This window comes from Haloarchaeobius ordinarius (assembly GCF_051801355.1).
In the GTDB taxonomy this organism is placed as follows: Archaea; Halobacteriota; Halobacteria; order Halobacteriales; family Natrialbaceae; genus Haloarchaeobius.
The window spans coordinates 185,732-199,075 of the sequence record NZ_CP196560.1; the positions used below are offsets into that span (position 1 = coordinate 185,732).

At 66.8% G+C, this 13,344-nt stretch carries 11 protein-coding genes; 7 read left to right on the forward strand and 4 right to left on the reverse strand.

Translation table 11 applies throughout. From position 1 onward, the window contains the following. Nucleotides 1–73: 73 nt before the first annotated feature. The 3 genes from ACSC1R_RS01015 (at nt 74) to ACSC1R_RS01025 (ending at nt 7,703) form a co-directional block, all read left to right on the forward strand. Complete coding sequence (locus ACSC1R_RS01015; protein WP_439027205.1) at nt 74–5,155, forward strand: PKD domain-containing protein; 5,082 nt, start codon at nt 74–76, stop codon at nt 5,153–5,155. A gap of 210 nt (nt 5,156–5,365) precedes the next feature. Next, nucleotides 5,366–6,703 (forward strand): hydroxymethylglutaryl-CoA synthase, encoded by a 1,338-nt coding sequence (gene hmgB / locus ACSC1R_RS01020; RefSeq protein WP_439027206.1) that lies wholly within the window; start codon nt 5,366–5,368, stop codon nt 6,701–6,703. 79 nt (nt 6,704–6,782) lie between these two features. Continuing rightward, nucleotides 6,783–7,703, forward strand: coding sequence for a hypothetical protein (locus ACSC1R_RS01025; RefSeq protein ID WP_439027207.1), 921 nt, complete (start codon nt 6,783–6,785; stop codon nt 7,701–7,703). Between the two features lie 3 nt (nt 7,704–7,706). On the opposite strand, the gene ACSC1R_RS01030 is transcribed toward ACSC1R_RS01025, so the two are convergent. Further along, complete coding sequence (locus tag ACSC1R_RS01030; protein WP_439027208.1) at nt 7,707–8,498, reverse strand: hypothetical protein; 792 nt, start codon at nt 8,496–8,498, stop codon at nt 7,707–7,709. Nucleotides 8,499–8,651: 153 nt separating this feature from the next. On the opposite strand from ACSC1R_RS01030, the gene ACSC1R_RS01035 reads away from it, so the two are divergent. Beyond that, on the forward strand, nt 8,652–9,131 hold the full coding sequence (locus ACSC1R_RS01035) for a DoxX family protein (protein WP_439027209.1): 480 nt from the start codon (nt 8,652–8,654) through the stop codon (nt 9,129–9,131). 18 nt (nt 9,132–9,149) lie between these two features. Here ACSC1R_RS01035 and ACSC1R_RS01040 read toward each other — a convergent pair whose 3' ends face one another. Next, a complete protein-coding gene (locus ACSC1R_RS01040) occupies nt 9,150–9,857 on the reverse strand; it encodes a helix-turn-helix domain-containing protein (RefSeq protein WP_439027210.1) in 708 nt (235 codons plus the stop codon). A gap of 102 nt (nt 9,858–9,959) precedes the next feature. On the opposite strand from ACSC1R_RS01040, the gene ACSC1R_RS01045 reads away from it, so the two are divergent. Further along, complete coding sequence (locus tag ACSC1R_RS01045; RefSeq protein ID WP_439027211.1) at nt 9,960–10,601, forward strand: metal-dependent hydrolase; 642 nt, start codon at nt 9,960–9,962, stop codon at nt 10,599–10,601. 60 nt (nt 10,602–10,661) lie between these two features. Continuing rightward, the gene (locus ACSC1R_RS01050) at nt 10,662–11,150 is read left to right on the forward strand and encodes a GNAT family N-acetyltransferase (protein ID WP_439027212.1); all 489 of its coding nucleotides are present in this window, start codon (nt 10,662–10,664) and stop codon (nt 11,148–11,150) included. A 10-nt stretch (nt 11,151–11,160) separates the two neighbouring features. On the opposite strand, the gene ACSC1R_RS01055 is transcribed toward ACSC1R_RS01050, so the two are convergent. Then, nucleotides 11,161–11,775, reverse strand: coding sequence for a hypothetical protein (locus ACSC1R_RS01055; protein WP_439027213.1), 615 nt, complete (start codon nt 11,773–11,775; stop codon nt 11,161–11,163). A 226-nt stretch (nt 11,776–12,001) separates the two neighbouring features. Between ACSC1R_RS01055 and sod the strand changes: the two genes are divergently transcribed. Then, nucleotides 12,002–12,604 (forward strand): superoxide dismutase, encoded by a 603-nt coding sequence (gene sod / locus ACSC1R_RS01060; RefSeq protein ID WP_439027214.1) that lies wholly within the window; start codon nt 12,002–12,004, stop codon nt 12,602–12,604. Nucleotides 12,605–12,719: 115 nt separating this feature from the next. Here the strand turns inward: sod and ACSC1R_RS01065 are convergent, their stop codons facing one another. Continuing rightward, complete coding sequence (locus ACSC1R_RS01065) at nt 12,720–13,343, reverse strand: GNAT family N-acetyltransferase (RefSeq protein ID WP_439027215.1); 624 nt, start codon at nt 13,341–13,343, stop codon at nt 12,720–12,722. Nucleotide 13,344: the final 1 nt, after the last annotated feature.

Genomic DNA, 13,344 nt, shown 5'->3' on the forward strand with positions numbered 1-13,344 from the left:
GAGGAGTCGCCCCAGGTTCGGCGTTCTCGTCGGCAAGAAGGGTTAATACCCTGAATACGCAACCACACGCCAGATGCAGTGGAAGGGGGACCACCGAGCCGTAACTGCGCAGGTCGGGTTCATCGTCCTGTTCGCGTTTCTCGTCCTCGCGGCGACCGCCTGGCAGGTCTCGGTCGTCCCCGACCAGAACACCGCGGTCGAATACAACCACAACCAGCAGGTCCAGGACGACCTCCAGCGCCTGCGCAGCGCCCTCCTCTCGATGGAGACGGCCCGGAGCGACCAGCAGGTCGCGGTCACGCTGGGCACGACCTACCCCGACCGCTCGATATACCTGAATCCATCGCCCCCCGGTGGCGCGCTCTGGAGCGTCGGTGACGGGAACGTGACGCTGAACGTCTCGAACGCGACGGCGACGGGAGAGACCGGCGACTACTGGGACGGGGGAACGCACACCTACGACACGACCTTGCTCGCCTACCGGCCGAGCTACAACGAGTACCGCAACGCGCCGACGACGTACCTCGACAACACGCTCCTGTACAACCGGTTCGACTCGGCCAACGTCACCCTCGCCTCGCAGTCGCTGGTACAGGGCAAGCGTCTCTCGCTCACGCTGGTCGACGGGACCCTCAGCGTGGCCCAGACTGGCGGCGACTCGTCGGTCCCGCTCCGGCTCGAACCGACCAGCACCTCGACGGAGACCGTCACCGTGACGAACCGGAGCGGCCCCATCACGCTCACCCTTACCTCACGGCTGAACGCGACGGTCTGGAACCGGACGCTCGCCGACGGCGGAGAGCTGGCACTCGCCGGTGGCTACGTCGAACGCGTCGCCGACGCGGGGTCGTTCACCCAGGCCGGCGAACGGTTCCATCGTATCCGGGTCGAACTCGTCCCGAACGAGACGTACCAGTTGCAGGTGACCAAAGTGACCCTGGCTCGGGGCTCGGCGGGCGAGACCGACACCGTGTCGCCTGCCCCCGCCTACCTCACCACGGTCGGCGGGAACGAGACCGTGGTGGCGGAAGGCGACGACACGAGGGTCACGTTCGCGGTCCGCGACCGGTTCGACAACCCGACGAACGGGACGGTGAACGTGACGCTCGACGGCGTCGGCAGCCTCCAGCACGACGGGACAACCGGGACGACGTTCACCGACCTCCAGCCGGACGCCGACGGGGAAGTGACGCTGACCTACGTCGCACCGAGCGACGTGTCGGGGCCGCAGACGGCCGACGTCGACGCGAGCCTGACTGGCGACCCGACCGCCGGCTTCGACGGCGACAGTCCGAAGAACGCCTCCGTCCGGGTGTTCGTCAGCGACTCGGGTGGCGGTGGTGGTGGTGGCGGCGGTGGCGGCGGTGCCTACACCATCGAGTGGGATGGCCCATCGAGCCTGACCATCGACTACGCCAGCCAACAGTCGGTGACGCTCACCAGCCGCATCGTCGAGGGACTGGCGAACCAGCCGGTCGAGTTCGTCGTCAACGACTCTGCACTCGTGTCCGTCCAGTCGAGCGACGGCCAGACGAACGGCTCGGGCGAGGCAACCGTCACGTACGACCTCTCTGGCCCCGGTTCGTTCCTCGCCTACGTGACCAGCGGCGGGAGCGGCGACCGCGTTGTGGTCGACGTCGTCTCGAACCTCGTCCCGAACCTCGTCTGGCAGACCACCGCCGACTGGGACGGAGCGAGCACCGAGTCCGGCGTCGTCCACGAGGACTACGGCGACCACCGTGGCGAGGTGGTCCAACTCGGCAGCGGAGCGAGCGACACCGGCCTCGTCGGGTACTGGCCACTGGACGAAGACAGCGGAACGACGGTCACCGACGCCTCCGGAACCGGGAACGACGGGACTGCGCAGGGTGGCCCTGCACAGGGGGTGAACGGCATCCTCGGCAGCAGCGCGTTCGGGCTCGACGGCGGGAACGACTGGGTTCGCGTCCCCGACAGCCCGAGCCTGGAGACGAGCGACACCGACGCCGTCACCGTCTCCGCATGGGTGACCAAAGACACGGCGCAATCTGGCTGGGTCGCCATCGTGCAACACTCGGACACCTCCTACAATCTCCAGTTCCAGAACGGGGACACGCCAGCGTTCACCATCTACGACTCGACCTGGCACACTGCGAGCGATAGCCAGTCCGTCCAGACGGGCCAGTGGTACCACCTCGTCGGGACCTTCGACGGGTCGACGGTCCGCCTGTACGTCGACGGTCGGCTGGTCGACACCGCGAGCGCGAGTTACATCGACAGCGGCAGCGGTTTCGACCTCGGCATCGGCTCGAACGTCGACACCGGTGGGCGCTACCTCGACGGCGACGTCGACGAGGTACGGGTGTACGACCGTGCCCTCTCGGCGAGCGAGGTACGGGCGCTCTACAACGGGACCGCCCCAGCAGGGAGCGGCGAGTGGCGCGGAAGCATCACGACCGACTGGCGGACCTTCGACGACCCGGTCGACCCCGGCACTGTCGAACTGGAGAACGCGAGCGCACTCGTCCCCGGGAGCACGACCGCAGCCGTCGTGGTCCAGTCCGACACGAACGGCGACGGGATTCCCGACGAGCAGAGCGGGACCGTCTCGCTCGCGGACGGCGTCTCGGACTACACCGTCCCGAACGGGACGCTCACCCAGACGACCGACCGGTACCGCCTTCGGGTCACGCTGACGTCGACCGACCCGACCGTGACGCCCTGTTTCGCCGGTACCGCGCTCTCCGCGGACGACGACAGCGCCACCGTCGTCGGAACCGGCGACTGTCCGTCACTGAACGGCGCGCCAAGCCCGCAGTTCGAGGTGACACCGACTCCCCCGAAGACCCAGGAGACCATCACCTTCGACGCGTCCACGAGTACCGACTCGACGGGGGCCATCGCCAGCTACGAGTGGGACTTCGACGACGACGGGACCTACGACGCGACGGGCGCGACCGTGACCCGGACCTACGCGGACAACCGCACCATCGACGTCACCCTGCGCGTGACCGACGACCTCGGCGCGAGTGCGACCACCACGAAGACGGTCGTCGTCCAGAACCGCGACCCGGTCGTCTCGTTCACTCACTCACCGACGAACCCGAAGACGGGCCAGCAGGTCACCTTCGATGCGGGCAACAGTACCGACGCCGACGGCTCTATCGCCGAGTACCGCTGGGAGTTCGGCGACGGGACGACAGTGACGACCGTCAGCGCGACGACCACCCACACCTACACTGACGACGGGGCCTATCAGGTGAACCTCACGGCGGTCGACGACGACGGTGCGACGAACGCGACGAACGCGACCGTGACGGTCGAGAACCGGCCGCCGGATGCACACTTCTACTACACCGATGGGATGCCCGCCCCCGGCGAGTCTATTTCGTTCCAGAACCTGTCGAGCGACCCAGATGGCGACGTCAGTATCTCCTGGGACTTCGGTGACGGGACGACGAGCACCGCAGACGACCCGTCGCACAGCTACGCCAGTGCAGGCACCTACACCGTGACGCTCACCGCGACCGACGACGACGGCGCGACCGACACCGAGTCCGTGCAGATACAGGCGCTTTCGCCCGTCGTGGTGAACGAGTACGAAGAACTCGGCGGCAGCAGTCAGGCACTGTTCGAGACCGACATGGAGCGCAACCGCCTGAGCCAGACCGGCTTCTCGACCAACGACGGGACGCAGGCCGGCGTGAACGAGATGACCGCGAACTCGCCCACCCAGTCGGCCTACCTCGAGGGTGGCGGTGTCTACCTCCTCTCGAATGCCATCGACGCCTCCGGGACGGCCTCGCTCAAGTTCTCGTACTGGGTCCAGCGGGGGACCGACAGCTTCAGCAACTACCCGGAGTCTGGCGAAGACCTCTACGTCTACTACTACGGGTCGTCCGGCCAGTGGCAGATACTGGAGACGTACTCCGGTGGTGGGACGCCGGGAGAGGAGTTCGACGAGACGCTGGTACTCCCCGCGGACGCTCGTCACGCCAACCTTCGCGTGCTGTTCTACCACGTTAGCGGGAGTGGGAGCGGCTTCGATTACTGGCACATCGACGACGTGAGCGTGACCGAACCGAACTACGTCGAGTTCGTGACGACCGAGCACGGGGCCGACGTCTCGGACTTCGAGTATCGGGTCACGAAGTCCAGTAGCGGGGCCGCATCCGCCCAGCTCGTCGGCGGAGACGCGAGCGCGGAGGGGACAGTCCTCGGCACCCCCGGACTGGTCGACGGGTCGAACGAGGACTGGAAGGTCGAGGTCGTCGACCGCCAGACAGGGACGGTCGTTGACTGTCTGGCCGGTGGTCCGACGTACCAGAGCGACTGCGGGTTCAGCGTCACCGACGGCTCGCCCGGGACGGTCCACTACCGGAGCGTCGACAGCGATACCGATACGGCCACCGACTGGACGACCGGTTCGCGGACCGTCGAAGCCCTCAATTCCGGACAGACCGGTGACTTCCGGACCGGCGTCGGCTGGCAGACCAAGCTGGACGAGAGCTTCGAGGGCGGGACCCTGCCGGCCGGATGGACCGGCGACGCGAACACGTACGTGACGACAGCGACGGCGAGTGACGGTTCGTACTCGCTGGTCCACAACGCGTCGGCCGGGAGCGTCGTCTCACCGACGGTCAACACGAGCGGTGCGAACACGGTCACGGTGTCGTTCTGGCTCCGCCGTGGCGGGTCGTTCGGGGGGAGCGAGATGCCCGACGCGGCAGACGGCGACGACCTCGTGGTCGAGTACCGGGCGAGCGACGGGACGTGGCAGTCGGTGACGGCCACGTACCCGGGCGGTCCGCCGGCCGGGGAGCAGTTCCGCGGCGTCTTTACGCTCCCGGCGACCGCGGCACACGACTCGCTCGCGGTGCGGTTCCGGCAACTGAACGGGGCGGGTGACACGTGGGACTACTGGCACATCGATTCGGTCCGCATCCGGACGAAGGGCGGGAACGCGACGACGGTCCCGCGGCTGGTGTTCGATGGCGCCGCCCGGATACTGGGAACTGAGAGCGGTCGGGTCACTGTCCCCCACGGGTCTGTCGGCGGCCAGACGACACCCGTGGCAGGGTCGCTGTCGTCGGCCGGCGCGACGACCGGACGTCCGCCAACGGCAGTAACCCGAATGTGGCCAGCCGATTCCAATCGGGCAGTCAGCTGGTATTGACGTTCTCTCCCCCGGAAGTTCGACGATACTCCTCAGCTCCTCGAACCGGAAACCGAACTCGAGTGATGGAGGCCGGGAGAGCGTGCCGTACGGATACGGGAGGGCGCTGTCGTCCTGTTCGCGTTCGTCGTCGTTCGGGGGATTTCTTCGACACACGTCGAACTCGCAGTCGACAATATCATATAGAACCGACACGCAAACACTGGTATCATGACCACCGTCGGAATCGACGCCGTCGAGATCTGGACTGGGAAGCTCAAACTGGACCTCCCCAACACGTTCGCGCCGGAGAAGGGCGAGGACCCGGGGAAGTACACGAAAGGGCTCGGACTGAACGCCTCGTCGTTCCCCGATTCCTACGAGGACATCGTGACGATGGGGGCAAACGCCGCCAAGAAACTGATGGACCGAAAGGGGCTCGAACCGGACGACATCGGTCGCATCGACGTCGCCACCGAGTCCTCGTTCGACAACTCGAAGCCGATTTCGACGTACATCGCAGGCTGCCTCGAACAGGTGTACGAAGGTGACTTCCACCACGCGAACAAGGGCGAGCGCAAGTTCGCCTGCATCGCGGGCACACAGTCCATCGACGACGCCTACAACTGGATTCGCGCGGGTCGCAACCGCGGCCGCGCGGCGCTCGTCATCGCGACCGACACCGCCCTGTACGCCCGGGGCGACGCCGGCGAGGCGACCCAGGGCGCGGGCGCGGTCGCAATGCTCATCGACGAGGACCCGGACCTCGTCGAGCTCTCGACCGAGCAGGGCTACGGTTCCGCCGACGAGACGGACTTCCTCAAGCCCAACCAGCAGTTCCCCAGCGTCGACGGCAAGCGCTCGGTGAAGGTGTACCTCGCCCGGATGCGCGAAGCTCTGGAGGACTACGAGTCCGTCGCGGGCAAAATCCACCCCGACGACTTCGCCTACGGACCGTTCCACACCCCGTTCCCGGGCATGGTCCGCAAGGCCGCCCTGCTCGCGTACCGCCACATCATCCGCGACACCGAGGTCGAGGACGAACTCGCCGACGAAATCGGCCGCCAGCCGCGCCAGGAAGCGTTCGACGACGACGACGCGTTCACCGAGGCGCTGCGTGAGTACATGGACGCCCTGAAGGGTACCGAACAGTACCAGGACTGGTACGGTCGCACCATCGAGCCGACACTCGGCATCTCCCGCGAGGTCGGCAACTGGTACACCGGCTCGGTCCACATCGCCCGCGTCTCCGCGCTCAAACACGCCGCCGAGAAGGGTGAAGACCTCGAAGGCAAGCGCCTCCTCGTCGGCTCCTACGGCTCCGGTGCACAGGCCGAGATACACGCCGAGACGGTCCGCGAGAACTGGCTCGAAGAGATCCAGGCGCTCGACGTCGACGAGCAGATAGACGCCCGCTACGACCTCTCGTGGGACGAGTACGAGGAGGTCCACGACCGCCACAACCACGAGAAGGACAAGGAACTGGAAGAGTTCACCGCGCCCCAGAACGAGTTCGCCTTCGACGGCTGGGGCCGCATGGGCGAGCGCAAGTACCGGTACGTCGAGTAACGCGAGCCGTTTTTTCCGTCTCCACACGGTCCGAGACCATACGCAATCTATACCGATACCCCAGCGAAAACTCCGGCAGATGGTGGTTCGACCGACGCGGCGAGGACTGGGTATCCTCGTCGCCGTCGTGCTGGTGGTGGGTGTACTGACGAGTGTGACCATCGTGGTCGTCGCGGACGACGACGAGACGGGCCTGCTCGAAGGCGGCAAGGACCTCGCGAGGGACCTCGGCCTCGTCGGGAGCGAGACGGTGACGAAGATTCGTGACGGGCTACTCCTCGGTGACGACCCGGCAGGTGCGACGGCCCGGCCAGCCCCGGACCGCGACGGCGACCTGCTCGCGGATTCGTGGGAACGGGCCGGCGAGATGCCCGACGGCACGCCGCTTCCGGGTGCCGACCCCGACCGCAAGGACATCTACGTCCACGTCAGCTACGGCTCGAACGTCGAGCGCCTGACCCAGTCCGAGAAGATTCGGCTCCAGCGCATCTGGGCGGAGATGCCGGTGTCCAACCCCGACGGTTCCACGGGTATCGACCTGCACATCGTCGGGGCCGAGCGACTGGACCACGCGGTGACGGTCGAATCGGTCGACGCCGAGGCGGTCCGTGAACACTACGCCCCCGAACAGGTGGGCGGTGGGTTGTGCACCTACTACGGCGTCACGGTCGGCGAACTCGACGCGGGCCGGTACCTCGGCCTCGGGGACGCGCCGGGCTACGCGAGCGTGGTCCACCGTGACGCCCCCTGGTACGCCCACAACGGGACCGGCGTCGCAGGGGTGGTGACGCACGAACTGCTCCACAACGTGGTCGGTCGTATCGGCGAGGACGGCCACACCAGCGAGGGCTGGCTGGCCGCCGACCAGGACGGGCCGCGTGACTTCCTCTCGGAGGCGAGCCAGGCGAAACTGAACGAGACGGGCTTTACCTTCCCAGACACGAATCACGGCTACTACTACCGACTCTGTACTGGACAGAACCAGACGACCGACGAGTGAGGACTACTCGTCCCCGTCCGAGCGCTCGGCACGGAGGACCGAGTCCGTCACGTGGACCGTGACGGCGGTGTCGTCGCTGGAGACGACGAACCGGTAGTCGCGGGTGAACCCGCTCGGGAACGAGAACGGGTCGGCGTCACCAGGGAGCGGGACCGTGACGTGACAGGTACACGATTGCACGTCGACGGTGGCCTCGTCGAACCCGACGACGTCGAGTTGGCTGTCGGTGACGGTGAGGTGTGCGCCGTCGGTGGCGCGGTGGACCGTGCTCCCGGACCGGTGGGAGACGTTCCGCAGGTCGACGGTCGCGCGGTCGGCGTAGGCGAGCGTCGTTTCGGGGACGGTGGCGAACGCGACGGTCTCGGCGGCGAGACGACCCTGGCCGCGGACGGCGATAGCTGGGTCACTGTCCGCCTTCGACGTGTTCGCGGCTTTTCGGTCGGCGTCGCCGGGGAGTTCGACGACCGAATCCTCGAGGACGAGCGAGCCCTCGTCGGTGACGACGATGTCCCCCGTCACGACGAGGTGGACCGACTCGTACCGGGTCCGGGTCGTCACGACGAGGTCACCCTCGTGGTGGATGGTCCGGGTCGGGTCCGGCGTGGCAGTCGGGCCGACTGCGCCCGCAGCGTCGTCGGTTCCAGTCGCTGCGGTCTGGGTGATGGGAACCGGGTCGTCCGCATCGGGGCCCACCGTCGAGAGGGAATCCGTGCTCACGCCGTAACTCGTCGCGCTGCACCCCGCGAGCATCACCAGCACGGCGACGGTCAGCAGGGTGGCCAATCGACCTCGCATCTCGCCTTCGAATCGGTGAGTATCTGACGTAAACACTACGGCCGACCGAGAACCACGCATATACCTCTACCGGCCGATGTCTCGGGTGTTCAAGGTTTCTTTCCCCAATCCGCGAGCATAGAACAAATGCTGCCGAAGCCCCTCTCTCTGGGTATGTCTACAGTATCCGGCCGATTCGACATGGACAGGGTTTCGAACGCGGACGTGAGCGTCCTCTTGCTCCGGCTCGGTGTCGGCCTCATCATGCTGGTCCACGGGTTCGGGAAGCTCACCGGGGCCGGACCAGCCGGCTCCGGTATCGACCGGTTCGCGCTCGCACTGGTCGAACTCGGGGTGCCAGCACCCGTCCTGACCGCGTGGCTGGTCGGGTTCGCGGAGACCATCGGCGGCCTGCTGGTGCTCGTCGGCCTGTTCAGTCGCATCGGAGCGGCGGCAATCGCGGTCGTCATGACCGGGGCCGTCCTGCTCGTCCACCTCCCGAACGGCTTCGTCGTCTCGAACGGCGGCTACGAGTTCGCCCTGTTGCTCCTGCTCGCGTCGGTATCGCTCGTGTTCACCGACCCGGGGAAGTACTCGGTCGCCCACTGGCTGGCCGAGCGTGAGGAGGAGAAGGCAGCGCGGCCGGCGGCCTGAGTGTCGTCTCGTCGGCTCTCAGGGCAGTTCGCGCAGCGCGTCGACCATCTCTTCTGCGGGTTTCTGCGTCACTGCGAGCGAGAAGCCGTCGGCACGGGCGAGCTTCGAGGCGTGTCGCCAGAGGTCGTCCTCCTCGATGCCGTGGAGAACCACGGCGTTGGGCGTGGGCGTGACGACGCGCATCGCGACCAGTGGAGACTCCCCTCGCGTGATGTCGGTGAAGACGAGCGCCCGCGAGGTCGACTGGCCGTAGAGTCGGTAGAACTCCTCCGAGGAGAGGCGGGTGATGGCCGCGATGGAGTTGATGACGGTGTGCCCCGAGATGTTCCGTTCCTCGGCGGCGTGGACCTCTGTCGCGTCGATGGCGTCGTAGAAGCGCGACAGGGGGATGGTCGTCGGGTACTCGCGCAGGTCGCGGACGATGTCGCTCTCGAACCCGGCCGAGAGCACCCGGGCGTACTGCCGGATGTGGTTACCGCCGCGGGCCTCGTCGATGTCGAGGAGGGCGTTCACCATCCGGCTCACGACACCGATACCGGGGTTCTCGCGTCGGCCGCTCTCGTAGTCGGAGATGACCGACGAGGAGACGTCGAGGTGTGCCGCGAGGTCGGTCTGGGACACCCCGAAGTCGGTGCGCCACTTCCGCAGCGTCGCGCCAGGGTCGTCCGAGAGGGTCACCTCGCCGGCGATCTTGGTCGCCAGGTTGTGGCGTGGACTGTCACTCATCGTCACGGAATGGAGTGACACCGGGCAAAAACGTATCGAACCCTCCCTTCGACGAACGACGAACCACGAGGGATTTTACCGTGGGTATCGATACCGTCTCCTATGCCCTCGACCGTCGTCCACGTCGCACTCGCCGCCCTCGTCGCCTGCGCGCTCCTCGGCCCCGCGTTCTCCGCCCGGGCCCTCGTGGCCGTGATGGCACTGACGGCGTTCGTGGACCTCGACGTGTTCCTCGGGTTCGTCCTCGTGGGCGCCCACCGGGCCGCCTTCCACACGCTGCTGCTTCCGGTCGTCCTCGGCGGTATCCTCGCCTACGACCTGTTCGCCGACCGCCCCTCGCGGCTGGTCCGGCGATTCGGACCACAGGCACCCCGTATCGCTGCTGTGGCCATCGTCGGCGTCGTGTTCGGGGCCATCGGCCCCGACCTGATGACCAACGGTGTGAACGTGTTCTGGCCGCTCCACGACCAGTTCTACGCGCTGACCGGGAAACTCCACCTCTCGGACCAACAGGGTATCGTCCAGACGTTCGTGGAGTTCGAGAACGGCGAGCCGACGAAGAAGGTCGCGAAGGGGTCGACGAAGGAGGTCCAGTACTACACCGGTGTCGACACGAACCCGGACCGGTCGGGCGAACCGGTCACCCGCGAGCGCATCTTCCCGCTCGTCGACACCGGCGTCCAGCTCCTGCTCGTCCTCACGGCCGGGTTCGTCTCGGCGGTGCGGCTGTGGGACGAGCGCTGAGGTCGGCGGCCGTCCCGCGACGAACGAAACGGTGAGGATGCCACCTGCTGAAGGAGGCCTATGACCAGACCGTACGATTCCGACACCGACGCCGAGGCGCTGTGGGAACTGAAGCGTGGCTTCGAACTCGGACTCGGCTCCGGAACTGGCGGCGACGAGAAGCAAGCGAAGTACGAGGAGAAACTGGACGACGACTACCGCGATGCGTGGCTGGACTGGGTCGCGCGGTGTGTGGCCGACGACGAGCGGTGCGTGACGGTGGCGGTAGACGAGGAAGACGAACTCGCCGGCTACGTGTTCGTCCTGCCCTCCCGGTTCGCGTTCATCTGGGACGCCGCGGTCCTGAACGAGATTTACGTCCGGCCCGAGTACCGGGGAACCGGGGTCGCGGACGACCTGATGGCCGCCGCGGTCGACCTCGCACGCGACCAGGACCTGCCCCTCGAGAGGCTCGTTCTCGACGTCGACCGCGAGAACGACCGCGCGAAGGCCTTCTACGACCGGTACGGGTTCGAACACTGGGGCGAGATGGTCGCCCGGAAACTCTGAGAACCCGTCCTCAGGAGAGGCGGTGCGCGACGATGCCGCCGATGCCACCGCAGATGACCGGATAGACGACCCCGGCGACGACCGCGGCGTTCACCAGGGGCACCGACAGCGAGGTGTCGCCCGAGTAGGTGAACGCGAGCGCTCCGACCACGATGGGGACGAGGTACCCGGCGGTGACGAGTGCGCCGGCCAGCGCCGCGTCCGAGAGGTCGTTTTCGACACCGCTCGTCCGCGCCGCGATGAACCCGGCGACGACCAGAACGAGCGGGACCACGACGTACGTCGCTTCGACGAGCCCGCCGCCGGCGAGGTCGACGAGGTTGAACGAGCCACTGGACAGCGGGCCCTCGTACTGTAACTCGACGAAGTGGCCGTTGAACAGGACCATCCCGGTCGCCTTCCACGCCGCCACGTTGTCCCGGACGGCGGTGACGATGGCCTGTTCCAGTACCTGGCCCAGCGAGTCCGGCCGTGGGAGTTCGGACTGGGTCCACAGCACGAACGTCACCAGGTAGCTCGCGAGGAACGCACCGACACCCGCGACGGCACTCCTCGCGACTGCGGCCGCGTCGAGGGCCGCGTCCTCGTCGCCGAAGGTCGCGGCCATGCTATTGTCGGTCGACATGATAGTTCTTGTTTCCCGCTCGTCCGGTAAATCCCTTCGGTAAACGAGCGGTTCGTTGTATCTGCCAAAGACATGTGTCACCAACACAACAGGATGGGCAGAGCCGGTGTTGAAGTCCGGTCACCGTGTACACTCACACTTCACTCACGCACACCTGTCAGCTCCACTACTTTAATGTGCTTCAGATTACGTATAACACCGTTCGGTCCGTCGCTTCGAGTGACGCATGACGGAGTACCAACTTCCGCCGCTACCGTACGACTACGACGCACTCGAACCGCACATCTCCGAACAGGTCCTCACCTGGCACCACGACACCCACCACCAGGGCTACGTCAACGGGTGGAACGGCGCCGAGGAGACGCTCGCCGCGAACCGGGACGCCGGTGAGTTCGGTGACTCGCCGGGTGCCATCCGCAGTGTCACCCACAACGGCTCCGGCCACGTCCTCCACGACCTGTTCTGGCAGAGTATGAGCCCCGAGGGCGGCGACGAGCCCGAGGGCGACCTGCGAGAGCGCATCGAGGCCGACTTCGGCTCCTACGACGCCTGGGAGGGCGAGTTCCGCGCCGCCGCCGGGAACGCCGGTGGCTGGGCACTGCTCGTCTACGACTCCTTCAGCAACCGGCTCCGAAACGTCGTCGTCGACAAGCACGACCAGGGTGCGCTCTGGGGCTCTCACCCCATCCTCGCGCTCGACGTCTGGGAGCACTCGTACTACCACGACTACGGCCCGGCCCGCGGCGACTTCGTGGATTCGTTCTTCGAGGTCGTCGACTGGCGCGAGCCGAGCAGTCGCTACGCGGACGCGGTCGCCGCCTTCGAATAAGGTCTCCGCACCCTTCGGCCCGCTATCCCCGCGCTCGATTTTCAACCGCCAACCCGTCGACGTGACGCCGTGGGCATCACACGCGGTCGTCCCGGCGGGCAGTCATCCCCTGTTCTCACCCGTGAAATCGCACGTCAGGCTCGACGTCGCTCGCCTCGTAATCCTCGCGGGTGATGCTGTACTGGACCACGTCGTGTGGATCGCCGTCGATGACGTGCCCGTTACGGAGTACGGCGTCGCGCTGGCCGTTCCAGCGGTCGATATACTTCCCGATGGCTCGCCTCGACTGCTCGTTCGCGACCGTGTGACTCACCGAGACCACGTCGAGGTCGAGACGGTCGAAGGTCAGGACGACGAAGGCGTCGGCGCGTTCGCCGGAGTAGCCACGGCCCCAGAACGGCTTGCGCAGGCCGAAGGTGAAGTACGCGGTCCGGCGGTCCCAGATGGCGAACAGCTCGGCTTCGCCGGCTGGCTCCCCGGCACCGTCTTCACCGGGTTTCGGGCGGACGACGTAGGTCCCGGCGTTCCCGCTATTCCAGCGGTCGGTCCGCGAGGCGAGGAACTCGCGGGCCTCCTGCGGGTGTTCGAAGGGCTCGATGGGGATGTGCTCGAACGCCTCGGGATTCGCGTTCTCGGTGTTCATCGGTTCGTACCGCTCGAACACGTCCGTCGAGTCGGGCGACTCGTGGACGAGATTCAGGCGCTCGGTCTCGATTCTTTCGGGGAAGAGGTCGGTCATG